Origin of the sequence: Sphingomonas sp. HDW15A, assembly GCF_011301715.1 — a bacterium.
GTDB lineage: Bacteria > Pseudomonadota > Alphaproteobacteria > Sphingomonadales > Sphingomonadaceae > Sphingomicrobium.
Window position 1 is genome coordinate 332,417 of record NZ_CP049870.1, and the last position, 21,056, is coordinate 353,472.

Annotated in this window: 21 protein-coding genes; 7 read left to right on the forward strand and 14 right to left on the reverse strand. The window is 63.3% G+C overall.

Going from position 1 to position 21,056, the window contains the following annotated elements; genetic code table 11:
* Positions 1-9 precede the first annotated feature (9 nt).
* From gnd to G7076_RS01790, 7 genes are all read right to left on the reverse strand, one after another.
* Complete coding sequence (gnd, locus tag G7076_RS01760) at positions 10-987, reverse strand: phosphogluconate dehydrogenase (NAD(+)-dependent, decarboxylating) (protein ID WP_166199892.1); 978 nt, start codon at positions 985-987, stop codon at positions 10-12.
* Between the two features lie 68 nt (positions 988-1,055).
* Positions 1,056-1,418, reverse strand: a complete 363-nt coding sequence (locus G7076_RS01765; protein ID WP_166199894.1) for a DUF411 domain-containing protein — start codon at positions 1,416-1,418, stop codon at positions 1,056-1,058.
* A gap of 73 nt (positions 1,419-1,491) precedes the next feature.
* The gene (locus tag G7076_RS01770) at positions 1,492-2,505 is read right to left on the reverse strand and encodes a polyprenyl synthetase family protein (protein ID WP_166199896.1); all 1,014 of its coding nucleotides are present in this window, start codon (positions 2,503-2,505) and stop codon (positions 1,492-1,494) included.
* Positions 2,502-3,833, reverse strand: coding sequence for a sensor histidine kinase (locus G7076_RS01775; protein WP_166203264.1), 1,332 nt, complete (start codon positions 3,831-3,833; stop codon positions 2,502-2,504). The genes G7076_RS01770 and G7076_RS01775 overlap by 4 nt, the downstream gene beginning before the upstream one ends.
* 74 nt (positions 3,834-3,907) lie before the next feature.
* Positions 3,908-4,573, reverse strand: coding sequence for a response regulator transcription factor (locus tag G7076_RS01780; protein ID WP_166199898.1), 666 nt, complete (start codon positions 4,571-4,573; stop codon positions 3,908-3,910).
* Between the two features lie 110 nt (positions 4,574-4,683).
* Positions 4,684-4,977: a hypothetical protein gene (locus G7076_RS01785; protein WP_166199900.1), complete on the reverse strand. Its 294-nt coding sequence runs from the start codon at positions 4,975-4,977 to the stop codon at positions 4,684-4,686.
* An 83-nt stretch (positions 4,978-5,060) separates the two neighbouring features.
* The gene (locus G7076_RS01790) at positions 5,061-5,396 is read right to left on the reverse strand and encodes a VOC family protein (RefSeq protein WP_346774095.1); all 336 of its coding nucleotides are present in this window, start codon (positions 5,394-5,396) and stop codon (positions 5,061-5,063) included.
* Between the two features lie 112 nt (positions 5,397-5,508).
* Here G7076_RS01790 and G7076_RS01795 point away from each other — a divergent pair, with 112 nt between their 5' ends.
* Entirely contained in the window at positions 5,509-7,347 is a 1,839-nt protein-coding gene (locus G7076_RS01795; RefSeq protein WP_166199902.1) for an ATP-binding cassette domain-containing protein, read from the forward strand.
* Here the strand turns inward: G7076_RS01795 and G7076_RS01800 are convergent.
* The 3 genes from G7076_RS01800 to prsK all read right to left on the reverse strand — a co-directional run bounded on the left by G7076_RS01800 (position 7,344) and on the right by prsK (position 12,685).
* Entirely contained in the window at positions 7,344-9,158 is a 1,815-nt protein-coding gene (locus tag G7076_RS01800) for a DUF885 family protein (protein ID WP_166199904.1), read from the reverse strand. The two genes, G7076_RS01795 and G7076_RS01800, sit on opposite strands and share 4 nt — an antisense overlap.
* Before the next feature lie 96 nt (positions 9,159-9,254).
* Positions 9,255-10,631: a PEP-CTERM-box response regulator transcription factor gene (gene prsR / locus G7076_RS01805; protein WP_166199906.1), complete on the reverse strand. Its 1,377-nt coding sequence runs from the start codon at positions 10,629-10,631 to the stop codon at positions 9,255-9,257.
* Positions 10,628-12,685, reverse strand: coding sequence for an XrtA/PEP-CTERM system histidine kinase PrsK (gene prsK / locus G7076_RS01810; protein WP_206367560.1), 2,058 nt, complete (start codon positions 12,683-12,685; stop codon positions 10,628-10,630). The genes prsR and prsK overlap by 4 nt, the downstream gene beginning before the upstream one ends.
* A gap of 80 nt (positions 12,686-12,765) precedes the next feature.
* Between prsK and G7076_RS01815 the strand changes: the two genes are divergently transcribed.
* The 4 genes from G7076_RS01815 (at position 12,766) to G7076_RS01830 (ending at position 15,199) form a co-directional block, all read left to right on the forward strand.
* Positions 12,766-13,713 carry an aldo/keto reductase gene (locus tag G7076_RS01815; protein WP_166199910.1) on the forward strand — a complete coding sequence of 316 codons (948 nt, stop codon included), beginning with the start codon at positions 12,766-12,768 and terminating at the stop codon, positions 13,711-13,713.
* 86 nt (positions 13,714-13,799) lie between these two features.
* Positions 13,800-14,066 carry a hypothetical protein gene (locus G7076_RS01820; RefSeq protein WP_166199912.1) on the forward strand — a complete coding sequence of 89 codons (267 nt, stop codon included), beginning with the start codon at positions 13,800-13,802 and terminating at the stop codon, positions 14,064-14,066.
* A gap of 78 nt (positions 14,067-14,144) precedes the next feature.
* The gene (locus G7076_RS01825; RefSeq protein ID WP_166199914.1) at positions 14,145-14,552 is read left to right on the forward strand and encodes a transcriptional regulator; all 408 of its coding nucleotides are present in this window, start codon (positions 14,145-14,147) and stop codon (positions 14,550-14,552) included.
* A gap of 71 nt (positions 14,553-14,623) precedes the next feature.
* Entirely contained in the window at positions 14,624-15,199 is a 576-nt protein-coding gene (locus G7076_RS01830; RefSeq protein ID WP_166199916.1) for a hypothetical protein, read from the forward strand.
* Here the strand turns inward: G7076_RS01830 and G7076_RS01835 are convergent.
* The 3 genes from G7076_RS01835 to G7076_RS01845 all read right to left on the reverse strand — a co-directional run bounded on the left by G7076_RS01835 (position 15,196) and on the right by G7076_RS01845 (position 17,980).
* A complete protein-coding gene (locus G7076_RS01835) occupies positions 15,196-16,530 on the reverse strand; it encodes an amidohydrolase (RefSeq protein WP_240913832.1) in 1,335 nt (444 codons plus the stop codon). The two genes, G7076_RS01830 and G7076_RS01835, sit on opposite strands and share 4 nt — an antisense overlap.
* Positions 16,527-17,147, reverse strand: a complete 621-nt coding sequence (locus G7076_RS01840) for a DUF4893 domain-containing protein (protein ID WP_166199918.1) — start codon at positions 17,145-17,147, stop codon at positions 16,527-16,529. The genes G7076_RS01835 and G7076_RS01840 overlap by 4 nt, the downstream gene beginning before the upstream one ends.
* A gap of 65 nt (positions 17,148-17,212) precedes the next feature.
* Entirely contained in the window at positions 17,213-17,980 is a 768-nt protein-coding gene (locus G7076_RS01845; protein ID WP_166199920.1) for a 3-hydroxybutyrate dehydrogenase, read from the reverse strand.
* A gap of 107 nt (positions 17,981-18,087) precedes the next feature.
* Here G7076_RS01845 and G7076_RS01850 point away from each other — a divergent pair, with 107 nt between their 5' ends.
* Positions 18,088-18,936: a neutral zinc metallopeptidase gene (locus G7076_RS01850; protein WP_166199922.1), complete on the forward strand. Its 849-nt coding sequence runs from the start codon at positions 18,088-18,090 to the stop codon at positions 18,934-18,936.
* Positions 18,937-19,048: 112 nt separating this feature from the next.
* Entirely contained in the window at positions 19,049-19,696 is a 648-nt protein-coding gene (locus G7076_RS01855) for a M23 family metallopeptidase (RefSeq protein WP_166199924.1), read from the forward strand.
* Positions 19,697-19,737: 41 nt separating this feature from the next.
* Here G7076_RS01855 and G7076_RS01860 read toward each other — a convergent pair whose 3' ends face one another.
* Complete coding sequence (locus G7076_RS01860) at positions 19,738-20,898, reverse strand: PDZ domain-containing protein (RefSeq protein WP_166199926.1); 1,161 nt, start codon at positions 20,896-20,898, stop codon at positions 19,738-19,740.
* Positions 20,899-21,056: the final 158 nt, after the last annotated feature.

Sequence of the window (21,056 nt, forward strand, 5' to 3'; positions counted from 1 at the left end):
GGCTGCCGCTTATTGCGGCATCTCGACATGGCCGCCGAAACCGAAGCGCATGGCGCTCAGCATCTGGTCGGCGAAACTGACCTCGACCCGGCTGCGATAACGGGCAAACAGGGCGGCGGCGAGCACGTCGATCGGTACCGCTTCTTCCATCGCCGCGTCCACGGTCCAGCGGCCCTCGCCACTGTCGGCCACACGGCCGGAGAATTTTGATAGCGACTGATCGACATTGAGGGCGCTCGATATGAGGTCGAGCAGCCACGACGAAATCACGCTGCCCCGCCGCCACACCTCGGCGATGTCGGCGAGGTTGAGGTCGTACCGAATGTCGAGGTCTTCCTTGGCACGGGCCTTGAGAATGTCGAAACCTTCCGCATAGGCCTGCATCATCCCATATTCGATCCCGTTGTGGACCATCTTGACGAAGTGACCAGAGCCCGCTGGGCCGCAATGGACGTAACCATGCTCGGCCTTCCAGCGGTGATCCGGGCCATTGCCGGTCTTCGTCCGCTCAATTGAGCCCATGCCGGGCGCTAGCGCCCTGAAAAGCGGATCGAGATGTTCGACTTGCTCGGGCTCGCCGCCGATCATCATGCAGTATCCGCGCGTCAGGCCCCACACGCCGCCGGAAACGCCGACATCGACGAAATGGACGCCGCGCTCCGCAAGGAATTTCGAACGCGCGATGTCATGCTTCCAGAAGCTGTTGCCGCCGTCGACCACGATGTCGCCTGATCTCGCCACCTCGGCCACTTCGCGCATCACATTGTCGGTGATCTCGCCGGCCGGGAGCATGAGCCAGTAGATAGCCGGGGAATCCAGCGCTGCCGCGACTTCCGTCAAGGACGAGGCGCCGGTCGCGCCATGGCCGGCAAGCTCTGCGACAGCATCCATATTGCGGTCGAAAGCGACGATCTCGTGGCCGGCCTCCATCATTCGACGGGCCATGTTCCCGCCCATCCGGCCGAGGCCGAGCATCGCCAGTTTCATCGCCTGCACTCCCTTGCTGCGCCGGAAGATCCCCGGCCATTCTCGCCAACGAACGCGGCGATGCGGGCTTAGTGCCGGGCGAAGACGCTTGTCGAGCCGTCGGCCTTGATCAGCAGCGTCTGGTACGGCTGCTTGAAGCCGCCGGCCTCCATGCCCGGCGAGCCGGCCGGCATTCCGGGTACGGCAATACCTTTGGCTTTCGGCTTTTGGACGAGAAGCTTCCTGATGTCCGCGGCCGGGACATGACCTTCGACGACGTAGCCTCCGACGATGGTCGTGTGGCAGCTGGCGAGCTTGTCCGGAATTCCGGCCTTCTTCTTCACCGCCATGAGGTCGTCGACATTGACGACCTTCACGTCGAAACCGTGGGCGCGAACGTGCTCGACCCATTTCCCGCAGCAGCCGCAGCTTGGCGATTTCATGACCGTCATGGAGGCCGCATTGGCAGCCGCCCCAGCGAGTAACAGCGCGGCTCCGATTGCAGAGCGGACAGGGCTTCTCATCTCAATACGCTCTGGAGACTGCGAATTCGGCGGCCTGGGTCATGGCTGTGCGCGCGCGTCCGGCCGGGAATAGCGCAAGCGCGTCCATCGCGCGGCGAGCATAGAAGCGCGCGCGTTCCATGGTGTCGTCGAGCGCGCCGGTCGAATGAATGAGACGCGTCGCTGTGGCCAGATCTTGGTCAGACGCTCGCTCGCCGAGCATCGCTGCGGTCCAGAACCGGCGATCTTCCTGCGATCCGCGCGCATAAGCGAGGATAACGGGAAGCGTGACCTTGCCGTCGCGAAAGTCGTCGCCGCGGCCCTTGCCCATCGTCGCGGTATCGGACGCATAGTCGATCGCGTCGTCCACGAGCTGAAACGCAATGCCGAGATTGCGGCCATACGCCTCGAGCGCCTCCTCGGCGGCCTCGCCTGCTTCGGCGACGACTGGCGAAATCCGGCAGGCTGCTGCGAACAGCTGAGCGGTTTTGGCATTGATGATCTGGAGATAATGGTCTTCGCTGGTCTCGACCTGGCGCTGGGCGGTCAACTGGTCGACTTCGCCCTCCGCGATGACCGCGGAGGCGTTGCTCAAGATCCGAAGCACCTTCAGGCTCCCGTCTTCGACCATCAACTCGAAGGCACGGCTGAAGAGGAAATCGCCGACCAGGACGCTGGCGGGATTGCCCCAGATGAGGTTTGCAGCGCGCTTACCGCGACGCATGTCGGAGCCGTCGACAACGTCGTCGTGTAGAAGAGTAGCGGTATGGATGAACTCGACCGCCGCGGCGAGCTTGTGGTGACGCGTTCCCGGGTAGTCGAGCAAGCATGCGGAAGCCAGCGTCAGCATCGGCCGCATGCGCTTGCCGCCCCCGGCGATGAGATGTCCCGCCAGCTCTGGAATCATCGCAACCTTGGACTGCATCCGTTCCAGGATGACCGCATTGACCGCATTCATGCCTTCTGCAGTGAGAGCCATGATGGGATCGAGCGACGGCTCCTGGCCCGCGTTCAGTTGGTGAAGGGTTGCGGTCATTGCGCCGCCCTATCGCTGGCGTCCGCGGTCGGCAAGGACAGGCGGATAAGGAGACCGCCCAGATCTTCGCTCTCCTCCAGGCGGACGGCGCCGCCGTAAATTTCGGACACGTCGCGGACGATCGCGAGGCCGAGGCCTGTTCCCGGCTTGCCGGTCGTGTCGAGCCGGGCTCCGCGATCGAAGATCGCGTCACGCTGATCTGCCGGGATGCCCGGCCCATCGTCCTCGACAACGATTTCGACCTTGTCCGTCTTCGCAGGTTCGACCGTCACGAATACGCGGCCGCCGCCATATTTGGCTGCATTCTCAATCAGGTTGCCAAGCATTTCGTCCAGGTCCTGGCGCTCGACCCGCGCCTCGACGTCCCGGTCGCCGGCAATATCGACGGTCACCTCGGGATATAGGCGTGTGACGGCGCGCTCGACGGCCTCCAGACTCTCCCACACCCGTGCGCGCGCATGTACCGATGAACGTCGACCGATTGCGCGGGCGCGGGCAAGGTGATGGTCGACCTGCCGGCGCATGGTGGTTGCCTCTCGGCAAACCGTATTGGCCAGGTCGAGCGATTGCGCGGTCGCAGCGTTGGTGATGACGGTCAGCGGCGTCTTGAGCGCGTGGGCGAGGTTGCCGGCATGGCGACGCGCTTCTTCCGCTTGCGCCTCGCCGTGCGCTAGAAGCTCGTTGATCTCGTGCACCAGCGGATGGACCTCGGACGGAAAATCCTCGCTGATCCGTTGCTGGCGGCCGGTGCGGATCGCGATGACTTCACTTCGTACCCGCCGAAGCGGCCAGAGGCCGTAGAATGCCTGAAGCGCCGCAATTACGAGAAGACCGAGCCCGAGTGCGCCGAAACTCCAGAACAAGGTGTTGCGAAGCTCGCTGATCTGGCGGTCGATGAGTTCGCGCGACTGGGCGACCTGGAAGCGCCAGCGCACGCCGGACCCCGGAAGGATGACATCGCGCTCGACGACGCGGATCGGTTCGTTGGCAAACTCCATGCTATCGTAGCGGTGAAGCTGCACATCGTTGTGGCTGTCGACGCGCAGACGCCGGTCCCACAAGGAACGCGACGGGAAAGCATCGGCGCCGGCGCCCGAAACCTGGAAATACACTCCGGAATAGGGCTCAAGGAAGCGCTGGTCGGCGGGTGGGCGATTGAAGCGGACCTCGCCATCCGGTCCGATTTCCGATGCGGCAATCATCGCATTGAGGACATATTCGAGCTGCTGGTCGAAATTCTCTACGACGGAGGCCGTCAGTACGCGGTCCAGCGCGAAGCCGCCGCCGAGCAGCAGTACGCCGATCCACACGGCGGCAATACCGATGATCCGCTGGGTTAGGGATCCAAGGCCGCGCCGCTTCTCGACGACGGGCGGTGGCGACCCGTTCGTCTCGGTTGAACTCAAGCCGAGGGATCCTCCAGGCTATAGCCGAGACCGCGGATGGTGGTGATAACGTCGGCGCCGAGCTTCTTCCGGATGCGCGTCACGAACACCTCGATCGTATTCGAATCCCGGTCGAAATCCTGGTCGTAGATGTGCTCGATGAGTTCGGTCCGGCTGACAACCTTGCCCTTGTGATGCATCAGGTAGCTGAGCAGCTTGTACTCCTGGGCGGTCAACTTGACCGGCTCGCCGGCCTTGGTGACCTTGCCCGAGCGCGTATCGAGGCGGATGTCGCCGGCATTGAGTTCGGAACTGGCGTTGCCGGAAGCACGGCGGATCAGGGCACGAAGCCGGGCGATCAGCTCTTCGGTCTGGAATGGCTTGGCGAGATAATCGTCGGCGCCGGCATCAAGGCCGGCCACCTTGTCGCTCCACGAATCGCGGGCAGTGAGCACGAGGACGGGCATCTTGCGGCCTTCCTTGCGCCATCGGTCAAGGACGGTCAGGCCGTCGATTTCCGGAAGGCCGAGGTCGAGAACGACGGCATCGTATGTTTCGGTCGAGCCGAGATAGTGGCCGTCTTCGCCGTCGGTGGCGAGGTCGACCGCATAGCCCGCGCCCTCAAGCGTCGAGCGAAGCTGCCTGCCGAGGTTGGGTTCGTCCTCGACGATCAGAACACGCATGGATCAGTCCCTTTGAGAAATCATGTCGCATGACCAAACCCGCCTTAAGCTGAACGGTTGCTTGGGCGCAACGAAATGGAAGTTCGCAGGGATACGGAAAAAATCTGCGCTCAGCGCGACCAGCTCATGATCTTGCCGGTCGCCGCGTCGACGTCCACCCAGATTACACGGCCATTGCGCATAAACTTCAGGCGGTAGGTCGAGCCTCGAAATTCCGGTCCAAGATAGTCCGCACCACCCATGTGCGGCATTACGCGCCGCTCGATCATCGGCAGCGGCATGGATCGGCCTTCGCGGGTCGCTTCGAACGCGCGATCCTGGTCGCGCGGACGCTCGGCCAGCGCGGGGCTGGTGAAGAGACCGGCCACAGAGGTGGCGGCAAGAAGGGCACGATACAGGCGCATGGCAAATAACTTTGTCGAAGGATTTCCTCGTTTTCTAAGCACAAGCCATTGAATGAGTTATGAACATCACCGTCGCGGCAGGTTCAGGAAGCATTTGCGGGCTCCCATAACTCGATCGGATTACCTTCCGGGTCGTGAACCCGCGCAAATCGGCCGATCTCCGGCATAGCGTCCCATTCGGACTTGGTGATCACTTCGATTCCCGCCTTGCGAAGCTTGTCCAGCAGGGCGTCGAGCTCGCTCACCCGAAGATTGATCATCGCCTGCTTATCCGCGGCGAAATAATCGCTGTCGGCCTTGAATGGCTCGAAGACCATTGGCCCACCTTTCGTGAACCAGACCCACTCATTGCTTTCGCCCTTATCGTCGGTTCCACAGCCCCCACCGACTCCTAGATGCTCGCGATACCAGGCTTTCAAAGCGTCTGGGTCGGCCGAGCGAAAGAAATAGCCCCCATTCCCAATACCGGCATGATTGGCTCCCCTTATTTCCTCCAGGAGACTAGTCTCATCCTATGCTAAGCGCCAGCAGGTGACGGCGGGGCCGCGCCCAACTAGAGAGCGCGACCATGATTCCCCCGTTCTCTCCTATGAAAAGCTCGGCCTGGTGCAAGGCGAAGGCTGGCTTTTTCGCGAACTTGATATCCATATCGGGCCTCGCGACCGGCTGGCACTGATCGGACGCAATGGCGCCGGCAAGACGACACTTCTGAAATGCCTGGCCAAGCTCATTGATACTGATGAGGGCCAGCGCAAGATCGTGCCCGGAACTCGGGTCGTTTTGCTTGAGCAAGACCCGGAAATGGGCGCCTACGTCACGCTGGAGGACTGGGTTTTGGCCGGAAGCGGCGCACCGGCCGCGTATGAGGCGGCAGCCATCGCCGACCAGATCGGCATCGACCTCAGCCGCGACGTCTCTACGGCCAGCGGCGGGGAGCGGCGGCGGGCGGCGATCGTCCGCGCACTCGCGCAGGAACCCGACGTGCTGCTGCTCGACGAGCCGACTAACCACTTGGACCTCGGCGCAATCGACTGGCTGGAAGACTGGCTGAACCGCTTCAAGGGTGCCTTCATCGTCATCAGTCACGACCGAACCTTCCTGACCCGACTGACGAAGAGCTGCCTCTGGCTTGACCGCGGCACAATACGGCGCGCGGAGATCGGCTTTGGCGGTTTCGATGCGTGGACGGAAAAAGTCTATGCCGAGGAGCAGCGCGCGGCCGAGAAGCTCGACGCCAAGCTGGCGATCGAACTGCACTGGCTTCAGCGCGGCGTTACCGCGCGGCGGCGGCGAAATCAGGGCAGGCTCGCGAAACTTCAGGACATGCGCGCTCAGCGGGCAGCAATGCTTGGCCCGTCGGGGGCGGCCAAGCTCGCCCTGTCCAAGGACGATGTGAAAACCAAGACCGTCATAGAAGCGGAAAATGTCTCCAAGGTGTTCGGTGAACGTCCGATCATCCGCGACTTCACCTTGCGGATCCAGCGTGGCGACCGGATCGGCCTGGTCGGTGCGAACGGCACGGGTAAGACGACGTTGCTGAAGCTGCTGACGAGGGAAATCGCGCCGGACAGCGGAACGGTGAGCCACGCGAAGACGCTTTCCGGAATCGTCATTGACCAGCAGCGCAAGCTCATGGAGCCGACCCGCCGGGTCCGCGATGTGCTTGCCGAAGGCGGCGACTGGATCGAGGTCCGCGGGCAGAAGAAGCACATCAAAGGTTACCTCAAGGAATTCCTGTTTGCGCCGGAATTGACGGAAGCGCCGGTCGGGTCGCTGTCCGGAGGCGAGCGCTCTAGGCTGCTCCTGGCGCGAGAGTTCGCAAGGGCGTCGAACCTGCTTGTGCTCGACGAGCCGACCAATGATCTCGACCTCGAGACGCTTGACCTTCTGCAGGAGGTGATCGCCGATTACGAAGGCACAGTGCTGATCGTCAGCCACGACCGCGACTTCCTCGACAAGACCGTGACGGTGACGCTTGGGCTGGACGGGTCGGGCAAGGTCGACATCGTCGCCGGCGGCTATGAGGACTGGGCAAAAAGGCGGCAAGCCGGTCGTGCTCCCGCGAAGGCTGAAGGGCAGTCGCGCGATGCGCCGAGGAATGAAAAGGCTGGAGCCCAGTCCACACAAGGGAGCAGGAAGCTTTCTTACAAGGACCAGCGTGATCTCGAACGGTTGCCGGATGAGGTCGCCCGCATCGACGGCGAACTCATGGCGGTGGAGGACTTGCTACACGACCCTGACCTCTACACGCGCGATCCGGCGAGGTTCGCGGGGCTAAGCGAGCGTGCGACCGCCCTTCGCGCCGAAAAAGACGCCGCGGAGGAACGCTGGCTGGAGGTTGCGGCGATGGCCGAGGAACTGAACGGCTAGGCGACCCCGGCGCGCTCCATGATCCGCCGCTCCAGAATGGTGAGCGGCATCGCGCCTTCCTTCAGTACTTCGTGGAACTGGCGGAGGTCGAAGCGCGGCCCGAGCGCTGACTTCGCTTTCTCCCGGGCACGCAGCCAGGCGAGATGCCCGATCTTGTAGCTACAGGCCTGGCCGATGGACACGCAATAGCGGTCGACCTCGCGCTCGACGCGCGGACGGGGAAAGCCGGTCGCGCCGACCATGTAATCGACGGCCTGCTTGCGGCTCCAGCCCTTGGAATTGAGGCCGGTATCGACGACGAGGCGCGCCGAACGGAACAGGAAGCTCTGCAGATAGCCGGCGCGCTCGATCCCCTCGTAGATGCCCATTTCATCCGCAAGTTGCTCGGAATAAAGGCCCCAGCCTTCGATGTAGCTGTTGTAGAAGCTGATCTTGCGAAGCATCGGAATATCCTTCGATTCCTGAGCAAGGCTGATCTGCAGGTGGTGGCCGGGTACGCCCTCGTGGACGGTGAGCGAGGGCAGCGAATACTTTGGCCAGTCGCCGGTAGATTTAAGGTTGATCCAGTATATCGCCGGGCGCGTCCCGTCGAGCGTGGCCGGATTGTAATAGCCGTTTGAGGCTCCATCCTGGATTTCCACCGGCACTCGCCGAATTTCGAGCGGCTGGCTTGGCAGCGTGGCGAAGGCCTCGGGCAATTTCGCCATCATCTTCTTGTAACTGGAGTCGAGACCGGCGAGCAGCTGGGCACGCCCCGCGTCGGTGTTTGGATAGAGCTGCGACGGGTCCTTGTTCAGCGCAGCAAGGCGTTCGCCGACCGAGCCCTGAGTGTAGCCCGCGGCCCTGAGGATGGTGTCGAGTTTGGCGGTATATTCAGCGACCTGCGACAGGCCCAGCTCATGAACTTCCTGCGGCGTCATGTTGGTGGTCGTCGCCTGCGCGAGCGCCGCTGCGTAGACGGCCGGCTCGGGGAGGCGGGTTGCGCCGTCGCCGGGCCTTGTGGTGGCCTTAAGCGCGGTCAATGCCGCGACCTGGCGGTCGAGTGCCGGATAGACCTCGCGCTCCACGATCCGCGCCGCGCGAGCCGCCCAGTCGCCGGCGATGTTCTTCTTCGCTGCGCGATCCGCAAGTGACTTCACCATGCCGCTTTGTGCCGCGGCCGGGGCACGAAGCTTGGCGATCTGGCCGAGCGCCAGGTCGAGCGACCACGCCGGGGCAAGATAGCCGCGTGCCGCCTGGCGACGCTGCTCGGCGGTCTCGTAATCGAGGATCTTTGGAAATTCGGTAAGGCGCGAAAGATAGGCTTCCGCGTCCGAGGCGCTATCGACCGGGTGGGTGCTGTCTAGGAAATCTGGAATGTTGAAGTAGGCGCCGTCCTGCTGGCTGATCATGTACGGGCTCTGCACACTGTCGAGGTCAAAGCGCGTCGGAGCGGTCAGATTTCGTTCGGCGTCGTAGATGACGATCTCGCGGTTGAGCTTGCCGTTGGTCGACAGCGTCGCAGGATTGACCGCGCGAACTGCTGCAAGCTGGCGCTTGGTTCGGGCGACGTCTTCGGCGCGGGCCTGCTGGGCCGGCTTGGGATCGAACGTGCGGCGGAGGCGGGCCTTGTCGCCCTTGTCGAGACCGAGGCTCGTGGCGAAGCCGGGCGAATTCTCGACTGTCTCTTCGAATATCTTGTCGAACAGGGCATTCAACTTGGCGTCGCCGGGCGCTGCCGCGGTCTCAGCTTTGGCGGGCTTGGCCTTGAGGCTGAAGGGAAGTGCGAAGGCGGTGGCGCTGGCAGTCGACAGGAACGAGCGGCGGTCCATGAGAAAGTCTCCATAGGGCGTTTGGCCGGAGACTAAGGGTCATGGCGAAGCGGGCAACCGCCGTTCGTCGATTTTTCGGCGTCGTCCGTCGGCCGTTCAAGCCCCGAGCTGATACTGCTTCATCAAATCGTAGAGCGTCGGACGGCTGATCCCGAGCAGCTTGGCAGCGCCGGAAATGTTATTCTCCGTTCGGGTAAGCGCCTGGTGGATCGCGCGGCGGTCGGCGACCTCTCGCGCAGCGCGCAGGTTGATCGGCATGGCCCCGACGTCTTTTTCCTCTGCCGTGGCGAGGTCGAGATCGGCAGCAGTAATAAGCTTGCCGTCGGCCATGATCACCGCGCGCTTCACTCGGTTTTCGAGCTCACGGACATTACCGGGCCAGCTATGCCGGTCGATCGCCTCGGCGGCGTCAGGGGCAATGCCCTGAACGCTGGGATTGAGCTCGCGCGCGAAACTGTTGACGAAGTGACGGGCGAGCAGGATCGCGTCGCCCGGCCGCTCGGCCAGCGAGGGTATGGGGACCACAATCTCGGCGAGGCGATAGTAAAGATCCTCGCGAAAGCGGCCGTCCGCCTGCATCGCCGCAAGATCCTGGTGGGTGGCACAAACGATGCGGGTATCGACTGCAATCGGCTGACGCCCGCCAATCCGCTCGATCACGCGCTCCTGCAGGAATCGCAGCAGCTTGACCTGAAGCGGCAGGGGGATGTCCCCCACTTCGTCCAGGAACAGGGTCCCGCCCTCGGCCAGCTCGATCTTGCCGGGCGTGGTCTTGACCGCACCGGTGAACGCGCCGCGTTCATAGCCGAACAATTCCGCTTCGAGCAGGTTCTCGGGGATCGCCGCGCAGTTGATTGCGACGAACGCGGCGTCCTTGCGTGGACTCTTGTCGTGGACCGCTCGGGCGAGCAGTTCCTTGCCGGTACCGCTCGCGCCAAGCAGCATCACCGACACGTTTGCGCCCGCGACCCTCTCGATCGTGTTCGCAATCTTCTGCATTGCGGGAGCGACGGTGACGATCGAGCCCAATACCGTGGCCGAACCGGACAGGCCCTGCTCGAGGCGGCGGTTTTCCTCCTCGATCGCATGAAGGTGAAAGGCACGTGCGACGATCAGGCCGAGCTGATCGATATCGACCGGCTTGGGGTAGAAATCATAGGCCCCGAGCGCGATGGCCTTCAGGGCGCTTTCGCGTGCGCCGTGGCCGGACGCGACTATGACCTTGGCGTCGGGCTTGATGGCGAGCAGTTCGCTTAGCGTCGCGAAGCCCTCGGTCGTACCGTCGGGGTCCGGTGGGAGACCAAGGTCGAGCGTGACGACGGCTGGCTCGTGGAGGCGAAGCATCTCTATCGCCTGCGCGCGGTTGGAGGCGGTGACGACCCGATAGCCGTCGTAGGCCCATTTCAGCTGGCGCTGCAGCCCTTCGTCATCCTCGACGACGAGCAGGACGGGGAGGTCGTTATTGTCGCTCATGCGCGCTTCCTCTGTACGGACTGTGCCGCTGCCGCGGCCAAATGGATCACGAACTTGCTGCCCCTGCCTGGAGCGCTCTCCACGGCTAGGCGGCCGCCCATCGCATGGACGAGGGCGCGCGCCTCGAATGCACCAATTCCGAAGCCGCCGGCCTTGGTGGAGGCGAACGGCTCGAACAGGCGGGTCCGCACGAACTCGCTGTCCATGCCTGTGCCGCGGTCGATGACCGCGACGCTCGCGCCATGCTCATCGCAGTCCACGCGGACAATCACCGGCGCACCGGCAGGGCTTGCGTCGACGGCATTCTGGACCAGGTGGCCGATCGCCTGATCGAGCAGCAGCGGATCGGCCATGACCCATCCCCCGTCGCCGACAAGCTCGATCGGATGGCCAACGCGTTTTGCCGCAATCGCCCCCGCGACGAGGTCGCGCAGCGGTGTGGCCTCTATCTTGGCCGGTCGAGCGTCCGCCGCCGGCCCTAGGCGAGCGAGCAGGTCGTTCATTTTGCCAACCGAGCTCTTTAAAGTCGCCACCATGTCCGCCCGAAACTCGGGATTGTCGGAATGCCGCTCAGCGTTGCGGGCGACCAGCGACAATTGGCTCACCAGATTCTTAATGTCGTGAAGGATGAAAGCGAATCGCCGGTTGAATTCGTCGAACCTCTGGGCGCGAGCGAGGGCTTGTTGGCCGTGCGCTTCCGCGAGGGTCGCGGCAGCCTGCCGGCCTGCCGTCTTGAGAAGATCGAAATCTTCCCAGTCGAGATCGCGGCGTTGGGGCGGTGCGGCCAGAAGCACCAGCCCTACAAGCCGTCCGGAATGAACCAGCGGAACGCCCGCCCAGGCGTCGTGGCTGTCGACCAGCCATGTCGGCAACGGCAGGCGCGAAGCACCGTCGGCGTCTTCACGCAGGCGATCGAGCGCCATGATCTGAGGCTCGCGCTCCAAATCCTGCCAGCGCAACTGGTCGAGCGGGTCGGCGGCAAAATTGCAGCCGGTCCAGTTCCAGCGCGCGGCCTCACCGATCTGCCCGTGCGGATCGGTCACAAGCAGCATGCCGCCGGGAGACTCCATGATGTCCGCGAAAGCCTTGACCAGCCTCTCCCCGACGGGCGGCGCATCGGGACCGGAATATCCGATGGTATCCGCGAAACGAAGCCACTCGCTCCGATAGTCGTAGCGATGCTCGAACAGATGTTTGGTGAGCTTTACCCGCGCCCAGGCCCGAGCAGAAGGCGACGTCCCTAGGACGAGGCCGGCAACGACCATTGCCGCCAGGACCGCCGCCAGTAGGGGGCGCGACCATTCAACCCCCGACCGCCCAAGCGCGTTGGCAAGGATCGTCATGGTCACGAAATAGGCGCAGATTCCGAGCAGCGAGAGAGACTGGAACGTGGCGTCCCGCGACAGCCGGATACGCCAGCCGTCGGCCTGCCCTGCTGCGAGTGCGAACAGCGGCGCTGTCAACGCGACCGCCAGCCCGCGCCATTCCGTAAGCCACGATGGCGAACCGGTATCGAGATAAGCGAGAGTGTAAAGGTTGAGGTCGACGCCCCAAGTGGCGACCAAAGCCAGCATCGCCGTGCCAATCGATTGTCGGCCTCGGGAATCAGCCTGGGCATAAAGGTTATGGACGAGGACGAGGAGTCCGGCCGCGGCAGTGATCCGGAGCAAAGCCGAGGTGGAAACAAGAGCCGCTTCGGTGCTCATCGCATGGCCCAACAGGTCAGCGACGAGCTGAAGACCGATGACTCCGCCTACGGCAGCATAGACCAGCCTCAAGCCTCGCTGACGCTCGACCTTTTCCCGTCCGCCGGAAAGGCTGTGGAGCAGTGCAAGCCAGACCAGGTTACGGAAGGATTCGGCAAGGCCGGCAAGGACCGACATGGGCCCGATCGCGCTAAGCCACGCCCAGCAAGCAGTAAGTGCGAAACCGGCCAGCAACAAACGCTGGGCAGGCAAATGTACCCCGTGCCTGGAGCGCCACAGGATCAACGCCGAGAAGACGAGGCCGGCGGCGGCGAAGCCGCCGAAGCCAATCACGCTGTTCGTGCCCATCGCTGTCAATTCCGCCGACATGTCGCGGAGTGTCGGATAAATTTACAAACAAAGGCTGAAGAAGGCGCTACAAAGCGAAAATGAGCGATTTCGAGTTGCGGCCGCTGGGGAACAGCGGGTTGAAAGTTGCGCCGCTGGCGCTTGGCGGAAATGTCTTCGGATGGACGGCCGACAAGGAAAGCAGCTTTCGCATCCTCGATGCCTTCGTCGATGCCGGCGGCACGATGATCGACACCGCCGACGTATATTCCGCCTGGGTGCCAGGCCATAGGGGCGGCGAAAGCGAGACGGTCATCGGCGAGTGGCTGGCACGCGATCCCACCAGACGCGACAAGGTAGTGATCGCCACGAAGGTCGGTTTCATGGCCGGGCTCAAGCCCGAGACGATCGGTCCCGCGTGCGATGCATCACTTGAGCGCCTCGGGGTCGAAACGATCGATCTCTATTACCAGCACAAGGACGATGAGAGCATTCCTCTTGCCGAGAGCCTTGGAGCTTTCGAGGAGTTGCGCAGGGCTGGCAAGATTCGCGCGATCGGTCTTAGCAACTTCACTGCGGATCGGGTGGAGGAAGCGCTCGCGGTTTGCGATGCGCAGGGGTTCGCGAAACCCGCAGCGTTGCAAAACTGGTACAATCTTGTCGAGCGCGGAAAGTACGAAGGCGCTCTTCAGGACGTGACCATCGCGGCCGGCCTGTCGCAATTCCCCTATTACGGCCTCGCCAACGGATTCCTCACCGGAAAATACCGGTCTGAAGACGATCTCCAGAAGAGCCCGCGCGGTTTGAGAAATATCGAATATGTCAAAAGTGAGCGCGGGCAGCGTGTGCTCGCCGCGCTTGAAACTGTCGCCGCCGAAACCCGCAGCGCGCTGGCGACGGTCGCGCTCGCCTGGCTAAAGGCCCAGGCCGGTGTGACCGCGCCCATCGCTAGCGCCACCAGCCGCGATCAGCTAGATCAACTCGTCGCGGCCCTGCATCTCGATCTCCGGCCTGAGCAAATAGACACACTGACCGCGGCCAGCGATTAACGCCGAGACGACGCGCCAGCGCGCCCGTTCGGTTCGCGGCGATTTCGCTGCTGGCCTATCTTGTCGTCAAAGGAGTTTGCGTAACAATGGCATGGATGATTGGGCGTACAGCGGCATTGTCGGACCCGGAACGGGCGCGCGCGAAGGCGCTTGCGAAGCTGCAGGGGCTTGTGAAGCTGGACGACCCCGAAGGGGTTGTCGTTCCAATCCTACTCGAGGCGATTTTGATGGTCGAAAGCTATCGCGCCGCGCGCCATCAGATCAGCTTCCTCCCAGAACTGACCGAACGTGTGGACACAATGATCCGCGAGTTGAACCTCACGGAAAAAGCGGATCTCTGGGCTGCTGAGTAGAAGCGCTGTTCTCGGACATTCCCGGAAGTCTGAGCAGGGCTTGCCTTTGCAGCCTCTCGTGGCCCATTTCCATAAACGATGGCGCACGGGGGCATCCAGTTCGAAGGATTTACGCTCGATGCGGCGCAAAGGCAGCTTCGCCGCGGCGATCAAACCGTCGACTTGAGCAGCCGTTATTTCGACGCGCTCGCACTGCTGGTGGCCGAGCAAGGGCGGCTTGTTTCAAAAAATCGTTTCCTCGACGAGGTCTGGCGCGGAGTGCCGGTGACCGATGAAGCATTGACCCAGTGCATCCGAACACTTCGTCGCCAGCTTGGCGACGATGCGTCGAGACCGCGCTTCATCGAAACCGTCCCCAAGCACGGTTATCGCTTCATCGCCCCGGTCACCGTGAATGAAGTCAAGCAGGGCATCGCCATACCGGCAAACCGGGACTTTCACCGGCTAAGCATTGCGGGGACATTTGGCGGGGGATCGCGGGCCTAATAGGCGGCCTGCTCTATGGCGCGGCCGGCGCGTCCCAGCCACTTGGCGCGGGCTCCGGCGCGGTATCCGTCGTGATCGTGTTGGTCGCGCTGACACTGCTTGTCGCGCTGCTCGGGAGCGCCATGGTCAGTGTCGGGATCGCGGCGGCTCACGTCTGGAAGCGCGGGCCATGGTGGGCGACGATCGCCGGAGGCGCGGCCGGCGGCTTACTAGTCGGCGCCTTCGTCCGGCTGCTAGGGATTGATGCATTCAATCTGCTGTTCGGCCGTGCCCCGAGCGGGATGACCGGGGGATTGGAGGGCGCTGCGCTCGGCGCGGTCGCCGGATTCGCGTTTTGGGTCGCCAGCCGCCGCACCGATGCGCGCCTTCGGGGGAAGGTGGCCTTTGCCGGCGCGCTCGGAGCCGCCGCCGGCCTACTGATCGTCGTCCTTGGCGGACACCTGCTCGGCGGCAGCCTGAACCTGCTTGCGCATGAATATGACCAGTCCCGCCTGCGTCTCGGCCAAATCGGCCTGCTTTTCGGAGAGCGCGGTTTTGGACCGGTGAGCGAACTCATCACCGGCGCTCTTGAGGCCGGATTGTTCGCCGCCTGCGTCGTCGGAGCGATTTTGTACGCGCAGCGGCGACTGCTGGAACGGCGGGGCTAGCCCTTCTTCAAAATATCCAATGACAGCGCGGTCATTGCCTCGGTCGCCGTGGAGATAACAGTATCCGCTTCCGGCGCCCAATAAGGCGAATGGAGCGAAGGCAGTTTCGAGGCGTCGCCGCCGGCCGCCTGCCACTTCGCCATCGGCGTCCCGCCAACCCAGAATATCAGGCTCTCAACCGATTTGTCGGCGAGGTAATAGCGGCTGAAGTCCTCACCGCCCATGACCGGCGGGGCTTTCACCGCTCGCTGCTTGCCGAACCGTTCCTCGAACAGCGTTAGCGCCCGGTTCGAAAGGGCGTCGGTATTGAACGTCGCGGGCGTGAACTCTGCTTCGCGAATGGTGACGACCGGCATCCGGTCGTTCGGCATTCCGGCGGCAATCGCCTCGCCCCGGACGATTCGCTGAATCCCGTCGAGCAGGGCTTTTCGCACCTCCGGCTTATAGCTTCGTACAGTCAGCTGAAGCTTCGCCTCGTCAGAAATGATGTTGTGCTTGGCGCCGGCCTGGAAGCTGCCGACCGTGACGACGGCAGGATCGAGCGGATTGTTCTCGCGGCTGACCAAAGTCTGCAAGGCCATGACGATCTTCGACGCGAGGACGATCGGGTCCTTCGTGGTGTGCGGATAGGCGCCGTGGCCGCCGACGCCCTTGACGCTGATGTCGACGCTATCAACGTTGGCCAGCGCATAGCCGGGCGAGATGGCGACGACGCCGGCCGGTGCGGCCGCCGCGTCGTGAAAGGCGATGACCTGGCTCGGCTTCGGGAAGCGGGTATAGAGCCCGTCGTCGAGCATCGCCTTGGCGCCTTCGCCGGTCTCTTCGCCCGGTTGGAGGATCATCACCAGAGTCCCCGACCATTCGGCCTTGCGCGCGGCAAGCTGGCGCGCAGTACCGATGAAGCTGGTCATGTGCGTGTCGTGGCCGCAGGCATGCATGACGCCTGTCTCGACTCCGGATCGAGCAACGGCGCGAACCTTTGACGCGTAGGGCAGTCCGGTCTGCTCGACGACCGGAAGGCCATCCATGTCCGCGCGGATCATCAGGGTTGGCCCGGCGCCGTTCTTCATCACCGCGACAACGCCGGTCTTGCCAACCTTCTCGGTCACGCTGAAACCGAGCTTCTTCATCTCGACGGCGAGCTTGGCCGGCGTGCGAACTTCCTGCATTGACAGCTCGGGATTGGCGTGAAGGTCGCGATAAAGCGTCATCAGCGAAGGCATGTCCGCCTTGACCGCTTCGGCAAGAGTCGCCGCTTGAAGCGGCGTTGCGACCGCGAATGTGGCGGCAGCGAGAAGGAAGCGGCGCATCGGCAGGACTCCGTGGATCATTGGGCGGGGACGAGTTCCATGACATCTGTCAGGGATTCAAAGGCGGGGTAAGGCATAACCATCCGCCAACGGTTAGGACCGATCTTTTCGACAAAGGCGGCGATATCGCGCTCCTCATCCCGGCCGTACTGCATCGCCCGTGTTTCGTCGCCGAGAACCAGGGTGCCGAGAAAGACCTGGCGGAGTGCGTCATTCGGGTAAATGAGGCCGATAGGCCGCTGGGAACCAGTAAGCTTGGCGAAGCCCTGAATTCCCCCTTCGGGATGGATCCGGCAAGTGAAGGCGGGATAGGTCACATAGTCGAGCAGGCCGTTCGACTTTGCGCCGAGCTTGATGACCCGGCAGCGATAGTCGCCGTTCGGAACGGGAACCTGGCCGATCGCCGCGTCGGGCTGAAGCAGCGAACCTTCGCGGTCGATCTCGGCGCCGTGTCCCGCCGCCCGAGCCCGGGCCAATGCGGTCGCAAATGCCTTGCGCCAGTCGCGCAGGCGCTCACGGTCATTCCCGGTCGCGACGAAGCGCCAGTCGCGGGCATTGTCAGCCGACGCCATACGCGGCTCGGCGGTCGTCGCGCACGCGGGGAGGGCGAGGGCTGCAAAAAGTATCAGGGTGCGCATCGTCGGCAAGAGCGTAGCGATGCAATCCGTTGGCGCAAGGTGAACTCTTGCGGTGTTTCGGCGGCTCAGGCGGCGGTCCAGCCGCCATCCATCGAAAGGTTGGCTCCGGTGATCGATGCTGCGCCGTCGGAGCACAGATATAGCGCGAGGCTGGCTACTTCCTGCGGCGTAACGAAGCGTTTCGTCGGCTGTGCAGCGAGGAGCACATCGTTCATCACCTGATCTCGTGTGAGGCCCCGGGTCGCCATCGTGTCCGGAATCTGTTTCTCGACAAGCGGCGTCCAGACATAGCCCGGCGAGATGCAATTGGCGGTCACACCGTCCTTCGCTGCCTCGAGGGCGACGGTCTTGGTGAAGCCGGCGACGCCATGCTTAGCCGAGACATAGGCGCTCTTGTTGGGCGAGGCGACAAGGCTGTGCGCGCTCGCGGTATTGATGATGCGGCCCCAGCCCTTGGCCTTCATTGCCGGCAAGGCATGGCGCGTGGTGTGGAACACCGCGCTGAGGTTGATCGCCAGGATCGCGTCCCATTTTTCGGGCGGGAACTCGTCCACCGGCGAGACATGCTGGATGCCGGCATTGTTCACGAGGATGTCCGGCCCGCCGAGCTCGTCCGCGCAGCGTCGCATCATCTGCTCGATCGCAGCGGGGTCGCTCATGTCCGCACCATCGTGGAGCGCACCGAGCTCTTTCTTGAGCGCTTCGATCTCCGCGTCATCGCCGAAACCGTTGAGCACCACTTTGGCTCCGGCTCCGGACAGCGCCCGAGCGATGGCGAGGCCGATGCCCGAGGTCGAGCCGGTGACGATCGCAACTTTTCCAGTGAGGGTCATTGGCAATCCTTGATTTGGTGGGGTCCGCTTTCGATTGCGCCAAGCCGATTTGCAACCGTTACGGCTGTGAAGCATTGTCGCAGTCGAAACCCGAACAAGGATCGACCATGCGCTTTGACGGCCCCGGCAGCAGCAATTTTGAAGATCGCACGGGCCAGAGCGGAGGCCTTAGCCTCGGCGGTGGCGGGGGTGGCCTGTTCGGCTTGTTGTTCCAGATCGTCGCTTCCAAGTTCGGAATCGTCGGTATCCTCATCCTCGCCCTCGGCTATTGCGCGCTGACCCAGATGGGCGGAAGCGGCGGGGTCGTGGGACAGAAAGAAGGGCCATCGCGGCTCGACCCGGCGACCGGCCAGTTCATGACACAGGTGCTGGGCTCGACCGAGCAGGTATGGGGCGAGCTCTTCCGCCAGGCTGGCGGGCAATACAAGCCCACGACCCTGGTGGCTTATTCCAACGCCAACCAGTCGGGCTGCGGCGCGGCCCAGGCGGCGATGGGACCATTCTATTGCCCGACCGACCAGAAGATTTACATCGATCCGCAATTCTTCGACGAACTTTCGCGCCGCTTCCAGGCACCGGGCGACGCGGCCGCTGCTTATGTCATCGCGCACGAGGTCGGCCATCACATTCAGAACCTCGAGGGTACGCTCGACCGCGCGCGCACCGCGCAGGCAAGCTCTAGCGAAGTCGCCGGCAACCAGATCCAAGTCGGCGTCGAATTGCAGGCCGATTGTTATGCCGGCGTCTGGGCAGCCCGCTCCGGCGCGCTTGAGGCCGGCGACATCGAGGAAGGCATGCGCGCCGCGGAAGCGATTGGCGACGACACGCTTCAGAAGCAGACGCAGGGCCGGATTGTTCCGGAAAGCTTTACGCACGGAAGCTCGGCGCAACGGATGGAGGCGCTCCAGCGAGGCCTCAAGAGCGGAAATCCCGCGGCGTGCAATTACGCACGATAGATCGGGTTTCCAGCCGCAGCTGACATTGTTGATTGGCCTTTTCGCGGACTTGCGAAAGCATGGTCGCGGTTGATAATCTTTTCCCCCGGTAATCTTTGGGGGGAACACCGACATGTTTCACCTGGTTTTCGCCAGCGCAGTCGCCGCTGCCGCACCTGCTGCGCCGGCGGCCGCCACGCCCGCGAAGCCGCGTACATTCATCATGCCGCCGAAAGCGGTCGAACCGTCCGGGCCTATCCGGCAAGTGTCGCTGTCACCGATCTTCGCGAGCGACTTTGTGTGTTCAGAACATTTTGCCGGACAAATTCCCTTCGCAGGTGACGACCTTGGCAGCGATTGCATGGTGACCGGCGGCGTGAGCGACAGTTTCGGTTTTTCAAAGCTTTACAAGAGCGACGGCAGAACCAACGAGGACTGGTACAGTTGGGGCGCGGAAGTGCGCGCTCCGACGGAAGGGACAATTGCAGGCGTAGTCGCCAACGACGGGGTCAACCGGCCGGGGACCATGGGCAAGCCGCCGGCGGGGATGCTCCAAATTCGGCGCTCTGACGGGATCATTGTCGTGCTCGCTCATGTGGCCGACGTGCGGGTGAAGCTTGGCGACCCGGTCAAAGCCGGTCAGCTGCTCGGAGTCGTCGGCAACAACGGAATGGCTCGCAACCCGCATGTTCACGTCGGCGCATGGCGCGAAGCCAATGCCGAACCATTGCAGATCCGCTGGGACCTGCGCGCTGCAGCGGCACTTCGGCAGGAGCAGTAACTTGCCTGAACAGGCTGTCGGGCGAGCGGACTCTCGATAGGCTAGCGCTTCTGGCGCGGAACATATTTCTCGCGTGGCGTCCCGTCGACCGCAAATAGCCGTTCGGTCGGGAACTTGATGGTGACTTGCGAGTTCGGCAGCCGGTGATCGTAAATAGCGCCGAGAAGTCCCGCCATCCGGGTTCCCTCGACGCGCGCGCCGATGGCGTCGAATCCAATAGCGATCCCTTCACCCATGCTCCCGGTCCAGCGGCCGACGCGGACGGTTACCGGTCCGGAATGATACTTGCCGGGGCGGGGAAGAACCTGCTCGACCCATTGCCGCGCTATCCCTGTCTCGCGTTCCTCCGCGGGCAGGTTGTGCATCTGGTAGAAGCTCGGCTTTTTGACAAACCAGCCAATGATCGCTCGGGCTACCGTGCTGTTGCCGCCGCCGGGCGTGTCAGTGAGGTCGAGCACGATCGGTTGGCGTGGACGCGCCGAAGCCATTGCCGTGTCGAAAGCCGGAATTGTTGCGCTGTCGCCGAGCGAGTCATGGAAGCGGATCACGAGAGCGCCGGCCTCCTGTGCGCTGGAAAGCAGGCCGCGGTCCGGCGCGTTTTGGCGTTCGTAAAGATTGGGCAGCACCATCGGCCTCGGCGGAGCCGCACCACGTTGCACGGTCAGGATTCGCTGCCGGTCGCGGCGTCCGGCGGCGAGGACGCGGGCGGCATAACCATCCCGTTCGCCCCCGCCGGTCGTTCCAAGATCGGACCAGAAAGCAGCGACTGCGGTTGCGGCCGGAACATTGTCGATTGCGACGAGGCGGTCGCCCGCGCGGATGCCGGCTTCTTCGGCAGGACTCGATTTGCGGACCTGCTCGATCACGAAGTCCTGCCCGCGCCGTTCGATCCATAAGTCGCCAAAGCTCGGGAAGACGGCCCAGCTGTCCTTGAGTGACGAACCGGTGATCGCATGGTGATCGGCGAGCAGGCTAAGCGCCCGCTCGGCGTAGCGAACCAGTTCCCGCTGGGTCGTGATGGCCCCCGCTTCTGTGCGCAGTTTCTGCGTGAGTGCAAAGCGGTTGCCCGGGAGCCGCTCGAGATAGGCGTAATTGTCGTTGACGAGTTTTTCGATTGCCAAGGCGTCGCTGCGCAGGGCCGCCGGTTCGGTCGCCGGTGCGGCTGCCACAAGCATCGACATCGGGATTAAGGCGCGGAGCATATTGTCGGTTATTCCATCACCGAAATAACTTCGCAACGGTCCTGCGAGTGGAGCAAATGCGCGGAAAATTCTGTCAACGACCAACGGGTTAGACCAATGGACGCCCAAAAATTTCCCGCTTCTTCTATGTTGGGGCGAGGCCGAATGACCGGCCGCTC

What these genes read in the sequence shown, in the direction of transcription:
- gnd (WP_166199892.1), bottom strand. Translation starts at nt 987, where the DNA reads ATGAAACTGGCGATGCTCGGCCTCGGCCGGATGGGCGGGAACATGGCC.
- G7076_RS01765 (WP_166199894.1), bottom strand. Translation starts at nt 1,418, where the DNA reads ATGACGGTCATGAAATCGCCAAGCTGCGGCTGCTGCGGGAAATGGGTC.
- G7076_RS01770 (WP_166199896.1), bottom strand. Translation starts at nt 2,505, where the DNA reads ATGACCGCAACCCTTCACCAACTGAACGCGGGCCAGGAGCCGTCGCTC.
- G7076_RS01780 (WP_166199898.1), bottom strand. Translation starts at nt 4,573, where the DNA reads ATGCGTGTTCTGATCGTCGAGGACGAACCCAACCTCGGCAGGCAGCTT.
- G7076_RS01785 (WP_166199900.1), bottom strand. Translation starts at nt 4,977, where the DNA reads ATGCGCCTGTATCGTGCCCTTCTTGCCGCCACCTCTGTGGCCGGTCTC.
- G7076_RS01800 (WP_166199904.1), bottom strand. Translation starts at nt 9,158, where the DNA reads ATGGACCGCCGCTCGTTCCTGTCGACTGCCAGCGCCACCGCCTTCGCA.
- prsR (WP_166199906.1), bottom strand. Translation starts at nt 10,631, where the DNA reads ATGAGCGACAATAACGACCTCCCCGTCCTGCTCGTCGTCGAGGATGAC.
- prsK (WP_206367560.1), bottom strand. Translation starts at nt 12,685, where the DNA reads ATGGGCACGAACAGCGTGATTGGCTTCGGCGGCTTCGCCGCCGCCGGC.
- G7076_RS01815 (WP_166199910.1), top strand. Translation starts at nt 12,766, where the DNA reads ATGAGCGATTTCGAGTTGCGGCCGCTGGGGAACAGCGGGTTGAAAGTT.
- G7076_RS01820 (WP_166199912.1), top strand. Translation starts at nt 13,800, where the DNA reads ATGGCATGGATGATTGGGCGTACAGCGGCATTGTCGGACCCGGAACGG.
- G7076_RS01825 (WP_166199914.1), top strand. Translation starts at nt 14,145, where the DNA reads ATGGCGCACGGGGGCATCCAGTTCGAAGGATTTACGCTCGATGCGGCG.
- G7076_RS01835 (WP_240913832.1), bottom strand. Translation starts at nt 16,530, where the DNA reads ATGATCCACGGAGTCCTGCCGATGCGCCGCTTCCTTCTCGCTGCCGCC.
- G7076_RS01840 (WP_166199918.1), bottom strand. Translation starts at nt 17,147, where the DNA reads ATGCGCACCCTGATACTTTTTGCAGCCCTCGCCCTCCCCGCGTGCGCG.
- G7076_RS01845 (WP_166199920.1), bottom strand. Translation starts at nt 17,980, where the DNA reads ATGACCCTCACTGGAAAAGTTGCGATCGTCACCGGCTCGACCTCGGGC.
- G7076_RS01850 (WP_166199922.1), top strand. Translation starts at nt 18,088, where the DNA reads ATGCGCTTTGACGGCCCCGGCAGCAGCAATTTTGAAGATCGCACGGGC.
- G7076_RS01855 (WP_166199924.1), top strand. Translation starts at nt 19,049, where the DNA reads ATGTTTCACCTGGTTTTCGCCAGCGCAGTCGCCGCTGCCGCACCTGCT.
- G7076_RS01860 (WP_166199926.1), bottom strand. Translation starts at nt 20,898, where the DNA reads ATGCTCCGCGCCTTAATCCCGATGTCGATGCTTGTGGCAGCCGCACCG.